Raw genomic sequence first — 17,734 nt, forward strand, 5'->3', positions numbered from 1 at the left:
ATGGCGACCGCGCCGCCATGGGCGCCGCCGTTGCTGGCGTTGCAGTTCCTGACCCGCATACCGGTGCCGGCACTGGCGCGGCTGACGGCGGCGCAGGCGAGGGACGGCATGGCCCGCGCGATGGCGTGGCTGCCGCTGGTCGGTACGGCGATCGGCGCGGCGACCGCGAGCGTGTTCGTCGCGGCGGGCGCATGGTGGCCGCCGCTGATCGCGGCGCTGCTGGCGCTCGCGATCGAGGCGCTGCTGACCGGCGCCTTCCACGAAGATGCCGTCGCCGATTTCTGCGATGCGTTCGGCGGCACCGCCCGCGGCGATGCGGCGCTGCGCATCATGCGCGACAGCCGTATCGGCAGTTACGGCACGCTCGGCCTCGGCCTTGCCGTCGCGATGCGCGTCGCGGCGATCGTCGCGCTGCCGCCGGCGCTGGCGGTGGCGGCGATCGTCGGTGCGGCGACGCTGGCGCGCCTTGCCGCCGTGCTGCTCGCCGCCATCCTGCCCCCGGCGCAACCGGACGGTGCCGCGGCACGGATGGGCCGCGGCATGCCGCCACGCCGCGTCCTGCTCGGCGTGCTGTTGGCGATCCCCGGCCTGTTGCCGATCGCGCTGCTGCGCCCGACGGCGCTGCTGGGCGCGGGCATCGTGACGGCCCTGCTGCTCGGCTGGCTGACCCGGTTCCTGCGCGCGCGGATCGGCGGCAGCACCGGGGACTGCCTCGGCTTTGCGGCCTATATGGCGCAGCTGGCGCTGCTGCTCGCCGCGGTGGCATGACCGCGCGCGTCCTGATCGTCCGCCACACGCCGGTCGCCAGTTCATGGTCCGGCCGCTGCTACGGCCGTTCCGACATGGGTCTCAGCCGCGCCGGCACCGCCGCGATGCGCACGCTGGCGGACGAACTTGCAGCACAGTCCTTCGCGACGATCGTGCACTCCGGCGCGATCCGCACCCGCATCCTCGCCGAACGCATCGCCGCGCTCACCGGCCGTCCGATCACCGCCGACCCGCGCTGGCTGGAGCGCGACTTCGGCGCATGGGAGGGGCGCAGCTGGCATGCGATCTGGCACGAGACCGGTGATCTGATGGACCGGATGATGACCGACCCTGCCGGCTTTCACCCCGGCGGCGGCGAGAGCGGCCAGGACCTCGCCACCCGTGTCCGCGCCGCCTGGGATGCGCTGCCGACCGACACCGACACGCTGGTGGTCAGCCACGGCGGACCGATCGCTGCGATCCGCACCGTGCTGGCCGGCCGGTCGCTGGAGCGGATGATCGACGCCGTGCCGCCCTGCGGCAGCTGGCTTGTCCTGCCGCGCTAACGCACCACCCGCAGCCCGGCGGATTTGCCGCGCGGCTGATGCAGCAGTTCGTCCACCCGCGCGGCCAGGTCGATCTGGCGGAACGGCTTGGCCAGCCGCGGCACGTCGGCAGGCACGTCGGCACCGGTCGCGGCATAGCCGGTGATGAGCAGCGCCGGCAGCGCATGGCCGCTGTCGCGAAGCTCGCCGATCAGCGCGGCACCCGTCATCCCGGGCATCAGGTAATCGGTGACCAGCAGCTCGACGTCGACGCCGCCGCGGATCGCCGCCAGCGCCTGGCTGCCCGACGCGGCCTCGACCACCTGATAGCCGATGTCGCGCAGCATGTCGGCGGTCGCGGCGCGCACGATCTCCTCGTCGTCGACCAGCAGCACCTTGGCGGCGCGGCGGGCGGGCACGGGTTCGCTGCGCCGGTCGGCGGCGGCGCTCGGTTCGTCCTGCGTCACCGGCAGCCACAATTCCACCCGCGTGCCGCGTCCCGCCTCGCTCGCCAGCGTCAGCGTGCCGCCCGATTGCGCGGCCAGACCATGGATCATCGACAGGCCCAGCCCGGTGCCCTTGCCGACGCCCTTGGTCGAGAAGAACGGCTCGGTGGCGCGCGCCAGCGTCGCCTTGTCCATGCCGATACCGGTATCACCCGCCAGTATCCGCACATAGCGGCCGGCGGCGAGGCCCACCGCATTGCGATCCTCGACGCTGGCGGCGGCGACGGTGATCGTCAGCTGCCCGCCGCCCGGCATCGCGTCGCGCGCGTTGATCGCCAGGTTGAGCAGCGCCAGTTCCAGCTGGTTGGGGTCGACCCGCGCCGGCGGCAGGCCGGCCGGCACTTCCAGCACCACCCGGATCGTCGGGCCGAGCGACCGGCGGATGAGGTCGGCCATGCCCTCGATCAGCGCGCCGATATCGACCGCCACCGGCTGCAACGCCTGCCGCCGGGCAAAGGCGAGCAGCCGCTGCGTCAGCGTCGCCGCCCGCTCCGCCGCTTGCAATGCGCCGTTGACCATCCGCTGGGTGCGCTCGTCATCCTTGTGGCGGCGGCGGACCAGGTCGAGGCTGCCGACGATTGGCGTCAGCAGGTTGTTGAAATCGTGCGCGACCCCGCCGGTCAGCTGGCCGACCGCGTCCATCTTCTGTGCCTGTGCCAGCTGCGCATCGGCCTCCTTGCGGACCGTGATGTCGGTCACCACGCCCGCCAGCCGTTCGGGCGTTCCGTCGGCGGCGTAGCGCGTTCGCCCCTTCTTGGTGATCCAGCGCCGGCTGCCGTCCGCGCCCTCGATCACGCATTCGACGTCGAAGCTGCCCGTCTGCGGTGCGGCGCGAAAGGCGGCGGCGACCGCTGCACGCTGCGCCGGGTCGACATGCGCCAGCATGCGTTCGACCGACCAGTGCGACTGCGGTTCGGCATAGCCGAAAATCTCGTCATGACGCAGACTGCGGCCGATCGTGCCGGTGGCAAGGTCGAGTTCCCAGCTGCCCATGCCCGCCGCCTCGAGCGCGAATTCCAGGGTGCTGCGCGCCGCCTCCAGTTCCGCGGTGCGCTGCGCCACCGCATCCTCCAGCGTCGCGGCGGCAGCACGCACCTCATATTGCCGCGCCCGCGCCTTGATCGCCGATCGCACCGCACCCAGCATCGCCTCGGCATGCAGCGGCCGTTCCAGCAGCACGACGTTGCCCATCGCGCCGATCCGCTCAGCCGCCTGCGCCGACCGGGGCGCGCGCCCGCCATTGGCCAGGATGACGAACGGCATGTCGGACCAGGTTGGCTGTGCCGCCACCCAGGCGACCAGTGCCGACCGGTCACCGGTCGCCATCACCTCTTCGGTCATCAGCACCGCCGCGACCCGGCCCGACAGCCCCTCGACCAGCGCAGCGAGCGTCGGCACCACCCGCGCCGTCATGCCGCCGCGCTGCAGCAGGTCGGCGGCGACCGCGGCATCGCGTCCGCGCGGCGCCAGGATAAGGACGGTATCGTCCATCTAGGCGGCCGACCCGACCCGTTCGTCGAGCGCCTCGGTGCGGCTGGAGAGCAGCGACCGGCCTTCGCCCGAGAAGGTCGGCACGCCGGTCAACACCCCCCGGAACTGGGCGAGCGGTTCGCCGAAGAACAGGCCCTGCGTGTCGATCCGGAATTCGCGGATCGTCCGTTCGTGCCGCGCGGTGCGCGTCTTGATGACCGAAATCGCCTGCCGCACCTCGCCGAACGCCTCGAAATAGCGCAGCTGGACGGCGGTGTCGGCCAGATAGCTGAGATCGACGTCGGCGCGCACGTCGCCCATCACGCCATGCATGCCCAGGATCAGCAGCGTCACCACGCCGCGCTGGCCGAGATAGGTGAGCAATTCATGCATCTGCAGGATCAGGAACTGCTCGCTCGGCATCGATTGCAGATACGCATTGAGGCTGTCGATCACGATCGTGCCCGCCGCCTCCTCTTCGACCGCGCGGCGCACCGCCGCGGCGAATTCGCCGGGCGACAGTTCCGCCGGGTCGATCGCGCGCAGCGCCAGCTGGCCGTTCGCGATGAACGGCTGCAGGTGCATGCCCAGCGCCGCCGACCGCGCAAGTAGCGTCGGCGTCCGTTCGTCGAACAGGAAATATGCCGCCTTCTCGCCCCGTTGCAGCGCCGCATGGACGCATTGCAGCGTCGTCGTGGTCTTGCCGACGCCGGCCGGCCCGGTCAGCAGCGTCGCGGTGCCGACGACCAGCCCGCCACCGAGCAGCGCGTTGAGTTCGGACGATCCGGTCGACACGAACCGCAACTCGTGATCGACGCCATGTTCGGTCGCGACCAGCCGCGGATAGACGCACAGGCCGCCGCGCTCGATCTCGAAATCGTGATAGCCGCCGCGATAGCGCAGGCCGCGCATCTTCACGACGTGCATCCGGCGGCGTTGCGCGCCGAAGCCGGACAGCGTCTGTTCCAGGCTGATGACGCCATGCGCGATGCTGTGCAGCTGCAGGTCGCTGCCGCTTGCGCTCTTGTCGTCCAGCACCAGCACGGTGCACTGCCGGGTGGAGAAGAAATGCTTGAGCGCCAGGATCTGGCGGCGATAGCGCACCGGGCTTTGCGCCAGCAGCCGCAATTCGGACAGGCTGTCGATGATGACGCGGGACGGGCGCAGTTCGTCCACCTTGGCCATGATCGCCCGCACGGTTTCGCCCAGCTCGACCTCGCTGGGATGCAGCAGCGTCTGCTCATGATCCTCGCCCAGGCCGTCCGCCGGCACCATTTCGAAGATGGTGATCGGGTCGAGCGACCAGCCATGCGTCGCCGCCACCGCGCGCAGTTCGACGTCGGTCTCCGCCAGCGTGATGTACAGGCCACTCTCGCCCGCGGCGGCGCCGGTCAGCAGGAAACCCAGCCCCAGCGTCGTCTTGCCGGTCCCCGGCGTCCCTTCGACCAGGTACAATCGCTCCGGCGTCAACCCGCCGTTGAGGATGTCGTCGAGCCCGGCGATGCCGGTGGAAGCGATGTTCGATACCGGCTGCACGCGCTGTTGTGTCCTGACCCAAAGCCATTCGGCCACACGGCGTTACCCGGTTTGTGACGGCGGCGATAGCGTGACGATCATCGTGACCGCCCGACGTGGAATATTGTCCCCTTGACCTCGACCCGCTTTCGCGTGTGAGGACCAGGGCCCCATGACCGATACCCCTTCCGCGCTTGGCCTCGACTTCGGCACGACCAATTCGGTCGCGGCGCTGGCCAGCGGCGATACCGCCGACCTCGTGATGCTCGATGCGCCGGATGGCCCCGATCCGGTGTTCCGCTCGGCGCTGTGCTTCTGGGAGGATGGCGGGGTGCACGCCGAAGCCGGACCATGGGCGATCGCCGAATATCTCGACTTTCCTGAGGGCAGCCGCTTCATCCAGTCGTTCAAGTCGGTCGCCGCCAGCGCCAGCTTCGAATATGCGACGGTGTTCGAACGGCGGATGCGGTTCGAGGATCTCGGCCGCCTGTTCGTGGCCAAGCTGGCGGCGCGGGCCGGCGGCGCGCTCGACGGGCGCGCGCGGCGCGTCGTCGTCGGTCGCCCCGTCGCCTTCGCCGGTGCCCGCCCGGACGAGGCGCTGGCGCGGACGCGCTACGATGCGGTGTTCGGCGCGCTGGGGGCAGAGGTGCATTACGTCTACGAACCGGTCGGCGCGGCGTTCAGCTATGCCGCCCGCCTGACCGGCGCCGCGACGATCCTGGTCGCCGACTTCGGCGGCGGTACCAGCGACTTTTCGGTGGTGCGCGTCGACGTGCCGGGCGCGGCGCGGCGCTGCACGCCGCTCGGCCATGCCGGCGTCGGCATCGCCGGCGACCGGTTCGACCAGCGCATCGTCGACCGGCTGGTGATGCCGCTGCTGGGCAAGGGCGGATCGTACCGCTCGTTCGACAAGGTGCTGGACATCCCCGGCGGCTATTTCGCCGATTTCGCGGACTGGTCCCGCCTTGCCCTGATGCGCAACCGCAAGACGCTGGCAGCGCTCGACACCCTGCGCAAATCTGCGCTTGATCCCGATGCGATCGGGCGGATGATCGCGGTGATCGAACAGGAACTGGGCTACCGCCTGTATGACGCGGTCGGGCAGTTGAAGCGCGCGCTGTCGCAGGCCGAGGTGGCGCAGTTCCGGTTCGAGGGCGCCGGTCTCGCGATCGCGGCGGAGGTGACGCGGGCGCAGTTCGAAGCGTGGATCGCGCCGGACATCGCACGGATCGATGCCGCGGTGGACCAGGCGCTGGCGGCGGCGGGCGTGTCGGCCGGCGATATCGACCGCGTGTTCCTGACCGGCGGCACCTCGCTCACCCCGCGTATCCGCCGCCTGTTCGACGAACGCTTCGGCGCCGAACGCATCGCCACCGGAGGCGAACTCACCTCGATCGCGCACGGGCTGGCGCTGATCGGCATGCAGGACGACATCGCCGCCTGGGCGAGCTGATGGACCGCCTTTGCGGCAAGCCCTTGGGACGTCGCGGCGAATGGCACCATGCTGTCCTACATCACGCAGACGGGCTAGCGACGCATCGACCGTCGGGATTGCGCCCACGCCACACCGAATCATGGCGCGAATGGAAACGATAGGCCCGGATCGTTTCGCCACGAGTGCCCACGTTGTTCATGTTGTTTAACTTGCGGTTGCGCTCGTCCCGCGCGTAGCATTGGGTCATCCTTTCTGTCGGAGATCGTCATGCGCCGTTCGGTCCTGTTGCTGTCCTCGTTCTCGCTGCTGTCGGTCGGGGTGCATGCGCAGCAGCAGACCGCGCCCGCCGGCGGCGACATCCCCGCCAAGTTCACGCTGGTCGACACCGCCAACGACTATATCAAGCGCGAGGTGATGATCCCGATGCGCGACGGGACCAAATTGTACACGGTCATCGTCATCCCCAAGGGCGCGACCAACGCCCCGATCGTCCTCACCCGCACGCCCTACAATGCCAAGGGGCGGGCCAGCCGCAGCACCAGTTCGTCGATGCTGGCGACGCTGCCGCTGGCGGACGAGATGTTCGTGCGCGGCGGCTATATCCGCGTCTACCAGGACGTCCGCGGCAAATACGGGTCGGAGGGGGACTATGTCGTCACCCGCCCGGTGATCGGTCCGCTCAATCCTACCAAAGTCGACCACGTCACCGATGCCTATGACACGATCGACTGGCTGGTGAACAAGGCGAACCTGCCGCAGTCGAACGGGCGCGTCGGCATGATCGGGTCGAGCTACGAAGGCTTCACCGTCGTCATGGCGCTGCTCGCGCCGCATCCCGCGCTGAAGGTCGCCGCGCCCGAATCGCCGATGATCGACGGCTGGATGGGCGACGACTGGTTCCATTACGGCGCTTTCCGCCTCGCCAATATCGCCTGGCTGGGTGGACAGACCGGCTACAAGGGCGGCGGCACCGTGCCGCCGACCGGCGGCTGGGACGACTATGACAATTTCCGCGAGATCGGATCGGCCGGCGACTGGGCGAAGAAGTCTGGCTACGACCAATTGCCCTATTGGAAGCGCATGTCGCAGCACCCCGCCTATGACGGCTTCTGGTCGGGGCAGGCGCTCGACAAGCTCCTTGCGGCGAACCCCTCGAACGTACCCACGATCTGGGAACAGGGATTGTGGGATCAGGAGGACATGTACGGCGCGATCACCGCGTGGGAGGCGTTGAAGGCCAAGGGCAAGATCGGCAACAACTTCCTCGTCATGGGGCCGTGGCGGCACAGCCAAGTCAACCGCGAGGGCCGCAGCCTCGGCCCGTTCCAGTGGGACGGCGATACCGCGGCACAGTTCCGCGAACAGATGGTGCTGCCGCTGTTCGATCAATATCTGAAAGACGGCCCGGCCGCGAACCTGCCCGCCGCCGCCATCTACAACACCGGCGAAAACCATTGGGACCGCCTGTCCAACTGGCCGCTCGCCTGTGAAAGCGGCTGTGCCGCGCCGCTGAAGCCGATCTATCTGCAGGCCGACGGTGGCCTCGGCTTCGACAAGGGCGGCGCGGGCGGCGACAGCTACGTGTCCGATCCCGCCAAGCCGGTGCCGCATCTGCCGCGCCCGGTGAACTTCGGCGATGGGCGCTGGGGCGACTGGCTGGTCAGCGACCAGCGCCACGCCGATGGCCGCCCCGACGTCATGACCTACACCACCCCGGTACTGACCCAGGCGATGCGCGTGTCCGGCGCGCCGATCGCCGACCTCTATGCGGCGACCACCGGCACCGACAATGACTTCGTCGTCAAGGTCATCGACGTCTTCCCCGCCGAAAATGCGTCGGACCCGAAGATGGGCGGGTACCAGCTGCCGATCAGCCTCGACATCTTCCGCGGCCGCTATCGCGACAGCTTCGCCAACCCGACCGCGATCCCCGCCGGCAAGGTCCAGCATTACAAATTCCGCCTGCCGACGGTGAACCACGTCTTCCAGCCCGGCCACCGCGTGATGGTGCAGGTCCAGTCGAGCCTGTTCCCGCTCTACGATCGCAATCCGCAGACCTACGTCCAGAACATCTTCTTCGCCAAGCCGGCGGATTACCGGAAGGCGACGGTGACGCTGAAGCGCGGCGGCACCACGCCCAGCGCGGTGCTGCTGCCGGTGGTGCCGGTCGAACAGGCAGGGGCGAAATAGCGGCGGACGCGATCCCGGCCCACCCCAGCCCCCCCGGCGCTGTTCCGCGGGACATCGTCCTTTATCCCCGGTTGTGCCGCGTGCTTCGGGCATAAGGGGAGGGTGGGACGACGGATCAGGGCGCCGCAACCGGCAGAGTCACGACGAAGGTCGTCTCTGCCGCTTCCACCCATGCGATCGTACCGCCGCCAGCCTCCAGCAGGGACCGCGCGATGGCCAGTCCCAGCCCGGTGCCGCCGTCCGTACGCCGCGTCGTGAAGAACGGCTCGAACAACCGCAGCCGGTCGCCGGCGGCGATCCCCAGCCCGTCATCGGTGACGTGCAGCGCGACCCGCTCGCCCACCGACCCCGCGACGCGCATGCTTCGCGCCCCCGCCTGCCGCGCATTGTCGAACAGCGTGGCCAGCGCATTCTCGATCGTCGCGGCGGGCAGCGCGACACGCGGCGGCGGCACCGTCCATGCGACCGCGATGGCGAACCCCTCGGCGCGATAGGCGTCCGCGGTTCGGGCCACCACCGGGACCGGATCGACCGCATCGTCCGCCGGCACCGCCATGTCGGCGCGCGCCAGTTCGAGCAGCCGCGTCACCAGAAGCGCCAGCCGGCCGGCATCCGCATCGGCGTTGGCGAGGAAGCGATGGCGGTCCCCCGCCGCCATGTCCGGATGATCCTGCAACAGCTCGATCGCGCCCCGGATACCGGCGAGCGGCGTCTTGAATTCGTGGCTGACCGCGTAGGCGAAGTCGCGCAGATAGCGGGACCGTCGCTCGATCGCGGCGGTCATCGCCGCGAAATCGGCATAGAGGCCCTGGATCTCGATCGCGGCGGTAGGCGGTACGTCCGGCACGCTGCCGCGACCGCCCGCGACCGCACGCGTCGCCTGGCCGAGCCGTTCGATCGGCAGGGTGATCCCGCGGGAGATCACGCCGCTCAGCAGCACCAGCAACCCGAAGATGGCAGCGATCCCGATCGCGATCTTGCCGCGATCCTCGTACACGCCGCGGAACAGCGCGCGCGCCGATCGCGACAGCAGCAGCACGCCGACGACGCGGCCATCCACGACGATCGGGCGTGCATGATGGACCCGGATCGCCGCGGCGCGTGAGAGCCATTCGAAGCTGTATACGGCGCGATACGACCCGTTGCGGCGCAAGACCGTCGTCGTCCGCCCGCGCAGCGCCCCGGCGACCTCCGGCAGCATGGCATAGCCGCCGCGCCGGCCATTGCCTGCGACGATCTGTCCCTTGTCGTCGAGCAGCAGGATGCTCGCCAGCGTCGTCATCTGCGTCGCGCGCAGTACCGGTGCCAGACGGAACGCCGCGTTGGCGGCATCGGCGGCGATCGACGTCGCTGCGCCCGGCGCGGGGCGCTCTGCCAGAATGGGCGTCAGGCTGAGGTCGATGCCGTCGCCCGGCGGCACGATCCGGTGCGGATACAATGGTCCGCCGCGCGCACCCGGCCAGTCCGCGGCGGCGGCCGCCGCCAGCGCTGCCCCCTGCGCGACCAATTCCGCTTCGGTGCGGCGCACCAGGGCATTCTCGTACACGCGCAGGAACACCGCGCCGAAGCCGGGCAGCGCCGCGACCAAGAACAGCGTCGCGAACAGGATGGTGCGCAGCCGCAGCCGCGGCCAATGGCGCTTCGCCCAGGCCTTCGCCCCACCGGCCAGCCGGCCGATCACGGCGCGGTACACGTCCCCAGCCGATAACCGATGCCCGGCCGCGTCTCGATCAGGTCGGCACCGCCGACGCCGGCGAACTTGTGGCGCAGGTTGCGGATATGGCTGTCGATCGTCCGGTCGGTGATCGCGAATCCCGGCCCGTGCAGCCGATCGATGATCGCGTCGCGGCTGAACACCCTGGCGGGCATCGACGCCAGCAGCCGCAGGATCAAGAATTCGGTGACGGTCAACACCACCTCCGTCCCGTTCCACAGCGCGCGCCACCCCTCCAGGTCTAGCCGCAGCCGGCCGTGTTCCAGTCCGCGTCCGTCCTCGACCGCCGGTGGCCGCGCCGCGGTGCGGCGCAGGATCGCCATCACCCGCGCCACCACCTCGCGGGGCGAGAACGGCTTCACGACATAATCGTCCGCGCCCAGTTCGATGCCGAGCACGCGGTCGATCTCGTCGTCGCGGCTGGACAGGAACAGGATCGGCACGTCGCTGTCCGCGCGCACGCGCCGACAGACCTCCAGCCCGTCCATCCGCGGCATGTTGATGTCGAGCACGACGAGGCTGGGGTCATGCCGCTGGACGAGCGCCAGTCCCGCCTCGCCATCCGCCGCCTCCAGCGTGTCCAGCCCGGCCTTGCCGAGCGCGAACACCAGCAACTGGCGGATATGGGGATCGTCGTCGACGACGAGGACGGTGCGCGGCATCGGACACAGGATCATCGTTGCGCCGCCTTAGTCAACAGCGCCGGCTCCACGGGATAGATCCAGCCACATTCCCGACCGTTCGGCGCGGCGCGCAACAGCGGTCGGCGTGGGCCCATCATCGCCTCCACCGCCGCCAGCCGGCGCGCGTTGCGGCCCGTCCAGCTGCGCCAGCCGCCCTGCCGCGCCTTGGTCTGCACCTGCGCCTCCCAGCGCAGATACGCCAGGCGATCGCGCAGGGTGGCATTGCGGGCGTGGCGTTCCAGCCGGGCCAGCGCCGTAAGGCCCGATGGGCCGATGGTGGCGAGGTAGCACAGGTCGAGCGGCGGCCCGGCCCGGCCCTGCGTGATCGCCACATCCGCGTTCCAGGCCGCGGCCATCGCCTTCAGGTCGACGGCGCTCGCCGCGCTCAGCACCAGCGCGGCGGCGAGAGCATTGGCATTGATCAGCCACGCCGCCGATCGTCCGCGCAGCAGCCGCCACAGGATCAGCGCGAGCCCGGTGGCGACCAGCGCCATCCATGCCAGCGCCGCCAGCCGCCATGCGGTCATCGCATAGGCCTGGATATAGTCGACCAGCCGCAGCGCGCTGGACGCGACGAGCAACAGGTTCTGCATGATCCACAACGTCACCAGCCGCCGGACGGCGGGGCTTGCCGTACCGCTGCTGCCGGGGCGCAGCGTCACCAGCACGAATACCGCGGCGAGCAGCGCGGTGACGATCAACGCATAGGCGCCGCGGTGCGCATAATCGGCCATGGTGACCCCGCCGGGCAGGGGCGCACCGCTCCACAGAAACAGGATGTCGAGCACGTTCTGGCCGGTAAAGATCACGTTGAAGGTCGCCAGCGACAGGACCAGAGACGCGCTGCCAGGATCGAATTGCGCGACGCGCGCCGGCAGGTCCAGCGTGTCGCCGGTACGGACCGACAATCGCGGTCGCAGCGTCGCCCACACCGCCGTCGCCATCACCGCCGCCACGGCGATCCGCCAGACGATGTCACCCAGGTCCGGCCAGGCGATGCGTTCGAAGACCCCGGCGATCAACGGATTGGCATTGGCGAACAGCGTCAGGAACACTGCACCGCCCAGCACCGGCACGACCAGCATCGCCGCCGCGGCACGCAGGCCGCCGCGCCGGCTCCGTCGCCGTGCCGCCGCGCTCCAGGCTAGATCGCGCCATGGTAGCCCGAGCGCCACCAGCGCATGCAGCCCGAGCCGCGGCACCCAGCGCAAGGCGTGGTCGAACCGCCGCCTGGGTAACAGCGCCGCCATCGAAATGGCGATCCAGCCAAGCAGCAGCGCGAGCGCATTGGGATCGTCGGCCAGCACAACGGCATAGCCGGCCGCCGCGATCAGCGCGATCCGGGACGACCGACTGCGCAGGACGATCGGCCGGCCGATGGACAGCATCGCCACCCACACGATTGCCAGCAGGCCGATGACGCCGCCGATCTCGCTGTCCTCGGCGAAAATCCATTCGGCCATGACCACGACCGGGGTCATCGCCGCGATCTTCATCGCCAGCGTTCCGGGCCGGGTCCGTCGTCCCGGCGTCTTGGCCGTCGTCGTCGTCGTCGTGGTCATCGCATCGCTCCTCCGGGGTCCGGCGATGACGGATGGACGCATCGGGTGCGCCGGCGATGGTGGATGCGGTGTCCGGCCGGACAATATTCGGTGCAGATCCCGTGCAGGGACTGCCCAACGCGGCTCAGCCCTGATCGCTCGCGCGCGTGGCGGATCCGTCGCGCAACGCCCAGCGCAGCACCGATCCGATCCCCGCCATACCGGCGCGGACCGCCGGGCGACCGACCGATGGGCGTTCCAGCCCGTGCATGCGTGCGGCCCAGTCGGGCAGCAGGTCGATGCCGCCCTCCATCAACAGCGTCTGCGCCGGCGCCATCGCCCGGCTGGCCGGCTGCTGGTGCAGCAACGCGCGGGCAACTTCGCGGGTACGATGGTCAGCGCGCAGCCGGGGCCGGATCGCGGCGAAATAGGCATCGACCTGTTTCTGCGTCTTCGGCACGCCGGTGGCGCCCAGCTTTTCCGCGACGATGGCATATTCGGTCAGGTAGCGGTCCTGCTGCGCGGTCGGAAAGCTGGGGTCGCGATAGCGGCGGTGCGCGGCCAGGAAGCTCGCCACTTCGGCGACGTGGACCCAGGTGAGCAGGTCCGGATCGTTCGCGCTGTACGCCGTGCCGTCGGGCAGGGTGCCGGCGACGCGATCGTGGATGATGCGGACCTTGCCGATCAGCGCCTCCGCCGTCGCCGTCGCGCCGTAGGTCGTGCCCGAGATGAACTGCGCCGTCCGCCGCAGCCGGCCGAGCATGTCGCGGCGAAAGTTGCTATGGTCCCACACGCCGGCCAGCGCGCCCGGATGCAGCATCTGGAGCAGCAATGCGGCGACCCCGCCCGCCATCATCGCGGTGAAATCGCCGTGCACGATCCAGGCGGCCGATCCCGGCCCGAACAGGCCGTCGTCGCCCTCCGGCCGGGTCAGGTCGACGGCGCCATCGCCGAATCCGACCAGCCGATGTACCTGTCGCTGGATTGTGTCGCGGATATCGCCCATGCTGCCCATCTAGGTTCGCCTGACGATCAAACCAGTGACGGGAGACGAAGGATGCGGTTGCTTGTATCGATGGTCGCGGCGGCCGCGATGACCACCGGCGTGCTGGCACAGGACAAGGCGGCGCCCGCCGGCTCCGCGATCACCCGCGCGCTCGCCGATCCTGCCCGCGCCGATCAGTCCGGCGACGATGCCCGGCGCCAGGCGGCGGCAGTGCTCGCCTTCTCCGGCGTCAAGCCGGGCGATACGGTGGTCGATTACCTGCCGGGCAGCGGCTATTGGACGCGTATCTTCACCAACGTCGTCGGGCCCAAGGGCAAGGTGTATGCGCTCTGGCCCGCCGCCGGCGCGAAATATGCCGCGAAGTCGCTGCCGGCGTTGCAGGCCCGCGGCCTCGCCAACGTCACCGCCGAGGTGCAGGCCACCAACCTGCCGACCATCGCGCAACCGGCCGACCTGTTCTGGACGGTGCAGAACTATCACGACATCCCCAACAAGGGGGCAGGCGAACCGGCCTTGCGCGCGTTCGACACGGCGGTGTTCAAGCTGCTGAAAAAGGGTGGCACCTATGTGGTGATCGACCATGCCGACGCCGCCGGCACCGGCATGTCCGGCACCGAAACGCGCCATCGCATCGATCCCGACGCGGTCCGCCGGCAGATCGAGGCGACGGGCTTCCGCTTCGTCGGTGCCAGCAAGGTGCTGGCGAACCCCGCCGACGATCACAGCAAGAACGTGTTCGACCCGGCGATCCGCGGCAAGACCGACCAGTTCGTCCTCAAGTTCCGCAAGCCATAACCGGAACGAATCTTCCGCCCGGGCGATGCGTTACCGCCTTACGATCGGGAGAACGCCAGTGACGTCAATTGCCAGGACCCTTGCCGCCGGAATCGCCGGAGGGCTCGTCGCCAGCCTCGCCATGAACCTGTTCCAGGGTATGGCGGCGCCGGCGTTCGGACAGGGCGGCAGCAACGACGATCCCGCCACCGTGAAGGCCGCGGACAGCGCCAAGCAGCTGGTCATCGGCGATGCGGTCACGCAGAAGCATCGCGAGACGGCCGGTAGCGTGGTCCACTACGTCACCGGCGCCGCGCTGGGCGCGGGCTATGCGCTGGCGGCGCGGCGCTGGCCGCAGACGACGACCGGTTTCGGCATCGCCTATGGCCTAGGCGTGGCGACATTGCTCGACGATGCCGTGGTCCCCGCGTTCGGTTGGGGACCAGCACCCACCGATACGCCGCCGGCGACGCATGCCTATGGTCTGGCGAGTCACGCGGTATTCGGCCTGGCGCTGGAAGCGACCCGGCGCGGCCTCGACGCCGTGCTGGACTGACCGTTACGCCAGCGGTGCGCGCAGCGTCGCGCGCACGCCGTGGTCGCGCGGTTCGTATTCGATGATCGATTGCAGGCTTTGCGCCATCGCCCTGATCAGCTTGGTGCCAAGGCCCGTCCCCTTCGGCGTCGCCCCGACCGGCATGCCGCAGCCATCATCCTCGACCGCCAGCAGGAACACGTCCTCGCCCTCGCGTCGCAGCATCACCCGGATCTCGCCGCCGGCGCCGGTCGGATAGGCGTATTTGCACGCATTGGTCACCAGTTCGGTGACGATCACGCCCAATGACACCGCCTTGTCCGTCGGCAGGCGGATCAGTTCGGCGACGAGGTGCAGGGCATGCGGGGCCGAGTCGCATGACAGCGTCTCGGTCAACTCTTCGATCAGCGAACCCAGATATTCGCGCATGTCGACGCTTTCGACGTCGTTCGCCGAATACAGCCGGCGATGGACCTGCGCGATCGCACCGATCCGCCGCTGGGTATCGTCCAGCGCGGCGCGCGCCGTCGGATCGACCAGCGCGCTCGCCTGCAACCGCACCATCGCCGACACCAGCTGCAGCGAATTGGCGACGCGGTGGTTCACCTCGCCCAGCAGCGCCTCGAGCCGGGCGTTGCTGGCGCGCAGGTCTTCCTCGGCCCGTGCCTTTTCTCGCGACAGGCGACTGCGGTCGAGCACCTGTTGGAAACTTGCGGCGAGCAGGTCGAAGAAGTCCTCGCCCACCGTCTTCACAACGTAATCCACCGCGCCGGCCTTCAGCGCGGCGACGGCGATCCGGCCCTCGTCCGATCCGGTGACGTAGACGACCGGCGGCGGAGCCGGCAGATCGCCGATCCGCGCCAGCGTTTCCAGCCCGTCCATGCCCGGCATGTAGTGATCGACCGCGATCAGGTCGAACGGCTGCGTGGCGGCGAGCAGCACGCCCTCGCTGCCGCCTTCCGCCATCGTCACCCGATACCCCCGCCGCGTCAGCGCACGCGCCGCCAGCCGGCGAATACCGGCGTCGTCGTCGATGTAGAGGACGCTGGGGAGCAGGTCGGGAGCGGCGGCCGGATCGGTCAGGATCAGTGTTCCTCGACTTCAGGCACCTGGATCACTGACAGGAACAGCCCGAGCTGACGGATCGCCTGCGCGAAGCTTTCGTAGTTCACCGGCTTGGTGATGTAGACGTTGCAGCCCAGATCATAGCAGCGCTGGATCTCGACCTTGTCATCCGTGGTGGTGAGCACGACGACCGGCGTGCGCTTCAGCGGGCTGCCCTCTTCCTTGATCTTTGCCAGGATGTCGGTGCCGCTCATGTCGGGCAGGTTGAGATCGAGCAGCACCAGCGCCGGACCGTTCTTGGCGGGGCCGTCGGATGCCTCGAACAGATGGTGCAGCGCCTGGGTGCCGTCCGTGAAATGCCGGATGTCGTTGAGGATACCGGCGCGGCGGATGTTCTTTTCGATCAGCCGCGCATGGCCCTCGTCGTCCTCGATCATGACGATGCCGACGGATTGATGGGCGTTCATGGCGTGCTGTCCTGGCTTTCGTAGGTCTTGGGAAGGTTGATGCGGAACGTCGATCCGCGGCCGAGTTCGCTGTCGACGTCGATCGTGCCGCCCAGACGATAGGCGAGTGCCCGCACGTGCGCCAGTCCGATGCCCTCGCCGGGCTGATCCTGCTGGCCCGACCGGCGAAACAGGTCGAAGATGCGCTGGTGGTCGCGCGGATCGATGCCGCGACCGTTGTCGGCGACCGACAGGATCACGCGCCCGCGGCGCTCCTCGCCCGATACGGCGATCGTGCCGGGGCGGCCGGGCTGGAGGTATTTGGTCGCATTCTCGATCAGGTTCGACAGGATCTGTTCCAGCGCCACGCGATCGGTGACGACGCCCGGGATCGGTCGCGCCACGCTCAGCGACACGCCGCGATCGTCGAGCAGGTGCTGGATGGACCCGGCGATCGTCTCCACCACGGCGGCGGGATCGATCGCTTCGGGCGTGATGACCCGCCGCCCCTCGCGCGATAGCTTGAGGATGGCGTTGATCAGCCGGTCCATCTTCTGCGTCGATGTGCGGATGAAGCCGACCGCTTCCGGCAGGTCCTCGCGCACCGCCAGCCGCGCGTCCTCGCTGACGATATGCGGCGCCTCCGCCTCGGCCCGGTCGAGCAACTCCGCCAGGGGCGCGGTGGCGGAAGCAAGTTCGGCCGTGAAGCCCATAACGTTGACTAGTGGCGATCGAAGGTCGTGGCTGACGATATAGGCGAAGCGCTGGATTTCCTCGTTGGCGCGGCTGAGGTCTGCGGTCCGCTCGCTCACCGTCTCTTCCAGACGATCGTTGAAATCGCGCAGCCGGTCGCGCGATTGCGCCAGGTCGCGGGTGTAGCGCGTCACCATCAGCAACGATGCCAGCGCCACCAGCACCAGCAGCACCGCCGCCACCGCGAGAATCGCGTAGAACACCCGCACGCTCGCCTGTTGCGCCGCATCGCGTTCCGCGAGCAACCGGCGCTCCTCCGCCGCCATATGGTCGAACGCGGTGCGGATCTTCGCCAGCCGGCGCACGCTCGCCTCCGTGCGGAACAGCGTGTTCGCCGTGCCGATCCGCCCGGCGTCGATCAGCCCGATCGTGCGCGCGCGCTGGACCAGCAACCCGGCGATCTCGGCGTTCAGGACGCGGAGCGAACCGACCTGGCGCGGGTTGTCACGCGTCAGCTGCTGCAACCGGATCAGCGCCCCCGGCAGCGCCGTCGCCCAGCGTCGATAGGCGTCGCGATATTCCGTATTGCCCGTCAGCAGATAGCCGCGCCGCGACGCCTCGCCCTGTTCGATCAACCGTCGCGCATTGCTGACCGACAGCTCCACCTCATAAGTGTGGTTGACCCAGCGGGTGTGGTCCTCGTTCCGTCCCGTCGCCCAGCCGGCGGCGATGCCCGCCGCGACCAGCGCCAGGAACCCGACGGCCATGAACGCGACGAGCACCCGGGCGACGCGGCCTTCCGATACGACAAGTGCGTTGCTGGCGGTGGTAAGCACGCCGTGGCCTTAGGGCAGCGATCGCAGTTGCGC

At 69.4% G+C, this 17,734-nt stretch carries 15 protein-coding genes; 6 read left to right on the top strand and 9 right to left on the bottom strand.

Features of this window, described 5'->3' with window-relative positions; translation table 11 throughout:
• Together cobS and GTH33_RS07195 are read left to right on the top strand one after the other, a co-directional pair.
• Entirely contained in the window at positions 1-768 is a 768-nt protein-coding gene (gene cobS / locus GTH33_RS07190) for an adenosylcobinamide-GDP ribazoletransferase (RefSeq protein WP_243848405.1), read from the top strand.
• Positions 765-1,313 carry a histidine phosphatase family protein gene (locus GTH33_RS07195; RefSeq protein ID WP_163957832.1) on the top strand — a complete coding sequence of 183 codons (549 nt, stop codon included), beginning with the start codon at positions 765-767 and terminating at the stop codon, positions 1,311-1,313. The genes cobS and GTH33_RS07195 overlap by 4 nt, the downstream gene beginning before the upstream one ends.
• On the opposite strand, the gene GTH33_RS07200 is transcribed toward GTH33_RS07195, so the two are convergent.
• Both GTH33_RS07200 and GTH33_RS07205 read right to left on the bottom strand, forming a co-directional pair.
• A complete protein-coding gene (locus GTH33_RS07200) occupies positions 1,310-3,289 on the bottom strand; it encodes a hybrid sensor histidine kinase/response regulator (protein WP_163957833.1) in 1,980 nt (659 codons plus the stop codon). The two genes, GTH33_RS07195 and GTH33_RS07200, sit on opposite strands and share 4 nt — an antisense overlap.
• Complete coding sequence (locus GTH33_RS07205) at positions 3,290-4,840, bottom strand: ATPase domain-containing protein (RefSeq protein WP_338054408.1); 1,551 nt, start codon at positions 4,838-4,840, stop codon at positions 3,290-3,292.
• Between the two features lie 115 nt (positions 4,841-4,955).
• Here GTH33_RS07205 and GTH33_RS07210 point away from each other — a divergent pair, with 115 nt between their 5' ends.
• Together GTH33_RS07210 and GTH33_RS07215 are read left to right on the top strand one after the other, a co-directional pair.
• A complete protein-coding gene (locus GTH33_RS07210; protein ID WP_163957834.1) occupies positions 4,956-6,236 on the top strand; it encodes an Hsp70 family protein in 1,281 nt (426 codons plus the stop codon).
• A 249-nt stretch (positions 6,237-6,485) separates the two neighbouring features.
• The gene (locus GTH33_RS07215; protein ID WP_163957835.1) at positions 6,486-8,408 is read left to right on the top strand and encodes a CocE/NonD family hydrolase; all 1,923 of its coding nucleotides are present in this window, start codon (positions 6,486-6,488) and stop codon (positions 8,406-8,408) included.
• A 115-nt stretch (positions 8,409-8,523) separates the two neighbouring features.
• Here the strand turns inward: GTH33_RS07215 and GTH33_RS07220 are convergent, their stop codons facing one another.
• The 4 genes from GTH33_RS07220 to GTH33_RS07235 form a co-directional block, all read right to left on the bottom strand.
• Entirely contained in the window at positions 8,524-10,101 is a 1,578-nt protein-coding gene (locus GTH33_RS07220; RefSeq protein ID WP_249055036.1) for a sensor histidine kinase, read from the bottom strand.
• On the bottom strand, positions 10,086-10,799 hold the full coding sequence (locus GTH33_RS07225) for a response regulator transcription factor (RefSeq protein WP_163957836.1): 714 nt from the start codon (positions 10,797-10,799) through the stop codon (positions 10,086-10,088). Before GTH33_RS07225 ends, GTH33_RS07220 begins: the two co-directional genes overlap by 16 nt.
• Positions 10,796-12,367, bottom strand: coding sequence for a DUF4153 domain-containing protein (locus GTH33_RS07230; protein WP_243848404.1), 1,572 nt, complete (start codon positions 12,365-12,367; stop codon positions 10,796-10,798). Before GTH33_RS07230 ends, GTH33_RS07225 begins: the two co-directional genes overlap by 4 nt.
• Before the next feature lie 124 nt (positions 12,368-12,491).
• Positions 12,492-13,352: an oxygenase MpaB family protein gene (locus GTH33_RS07235; RefSeq protein ID WP_163957837.1), complete on the bottom strand. Its 861-nt coding sequence runs from the start codon at positions 13,350-13,352 to the stop codon at positions 12,492-12,494.
• Positions 13,353-13,403: 51 nt separating this feature from the next.
• Here GTH33_RS07235 and GTH33_RS07240 point away from each other — a divergent pair, with 51 nt between their 5' ends.
• Together GTH33_RS07240 and GTH33_RS07245 are read left to right on the top strand one after the other, a co-directional pair.
• The gene (locus GTH33_RS07240) at positions 13,404-14,147 is read left to right on the top strand and encodes a class I SAM-dependent methyltransferase (protein ID WP_163957838.1); all 744 of its coding nucleotides are present in this window, start codon (positions 13,404-13,406) and stop codon (positions 14,145-14,147) included.
• A gap of 58 nt (positions 14,148-14,205) precedes the next feature.
• Entirely contained in the window at positions 14,206-14,682 is a 477-nt protein-coding gene (locus GTH33_RS07245) for a DUF1440 domain-containing protein (RefSeq protein ID WP_249055038.1), read from the top strand.
• A 3-nt stretch (positions 14,683-14,685) separates the two neighbouring features.
• Here the strand turns inward: GTH33_RS07245 and GTH33_RS07250 are convergent, their stop codons facing one another.
• From GTH33_RS07250 to GTH33_RS07260, 3 genes are all read right to left on the bottom strand, one after another.
• On the bottom strand, positions 14,686-15,678 hold the full coding sequence (locus tag GTH33_RS07250; RefSeq protein WP_249055067.1) for a sensor histidine kinase: 993 nt from the start codon (positions 15,676-15,678) through the stop codon (positions 14,686-14,688).
• A 68-nt stretch (positions 15,679-15,746) separates the two neighbouring features.
• Positions 15,747-16,193, bottom strand: a complete 447-nt coding sequence (locus GTH33_RS07255; protein WP_163957840.1) for a response regulator — start codon at positions 16,191-16,193, stop codon at positions 15,747-15,749.
• Positions 16,190-17,632: a sensor histidine kinase gene (locus GTH33_RS07260; protein ID WP_163959712.1), complete on the bottom strand. Its 1,443-nt coding sequence runs from the start codon at positions 17,630-17,632 to the stop codon at positions 16,190-16,192. The genes GTH33_RS07255 and GTH33_RS07260 overlap by 4 nt, the downstream gene beginning before the upstream one ends.
• Positions 17,633-17,734: the final 102 nt, after the last annotated feature.

Source organism: Sphingomonas insulae (assembly GCF_010450875.1).
Taxonomy (GTDB): Bacteria; Pseudomonadota; Alphaproteobacteria; order Sphingomonadales; family Sphingomonadaceae; genus Sphingomonas; species Sphingomonas insulae.

What these genes read in the sequence shown, in the direction of transcription:
- GTH33_RS07260 (WP_163959712.1), bottom strand. Translation starts at nt 17,632, where the DNA reads ATGGCCGTCGGGTTCCTGGCGCTGGTCGCGGCGGGCATCGCCGCCGGC.
- cobS (WP_243848405.1), top strand. Translation starts at nt 1, where the DNA reads ATGGCGACCGCGCCGCCATGGGCGCCGCCGTTGCTGGCGTTGCAGTTC.
- GTH33_RS07230 (WP_243848404.1), bottom strand. Translation starts at nt 12,367, where the DNA reads ATGACCACGACGACGACGACGACGGCCAAGACGCCGGGACGACGGACC.
- GTH33_RS07200 (WP_163957833.1), bottom strand. Translation starts at nt 3,289, where the DNA reads ATGGACGATACCGTCCTTATCCTGGCGCCGCGCGGACGCGATGCCGCG.
- GTH33_RS07210 (WP_163957834.1), top strand. Translation starts at nt 4,956, where the DNA reads ATGACCGATACCCCTTCCGCGCTTGGCCTCGACTTCGGCACGACCAAT.
- GTH33_RS07215 (WP_163957835.1), top strand. Translation starts at nt 6,486, where the DNA reads ATGCGCCGTTCGGTCCTGTTGCTGTCCTCGTTCTCGCTGCTGTCGGTC.
- GTH33_RS07225 (WP_163957836.1), bottom strand. Translation starts at nt 10,799, where the DNA reads ATGATCCTGTGTCCGATGCCGCGCACCGTCCTCGTCGTCGACGACGAT.
- GTH33_RS07235 (WP_163957837.1), bottom strand. Translation starts at nt 13,352, where the DNA reads ATGGGCGATATCCGCGACACAATCCAGCGACAGGTACATCGGCTGGTC.
- GTH33_RS07195 (WP_163957832.1), top strand. Translation starts at nt 765, where the DNA reads ATGACCGCGCGCGTCCTGATCGTCCGCCACACGCCGGTCGCCAGTTCA.
- GTH33_RS07240 (WP_163957838.1), top strand. Translation starts at nt 13,404, where the DNA reads ATGCGGTTGCTTGTATCGATGGTCGCGGCGGCCGCGATGACCACCGGC.
- GTH33_RS07255 (WP_163957840.1), bottom strand. Translation starts at nt 16,193, where the DNA reads ATGAACGCCCATCAATCCGTCGGCATCGTCATGATCGAGGACGACGAG.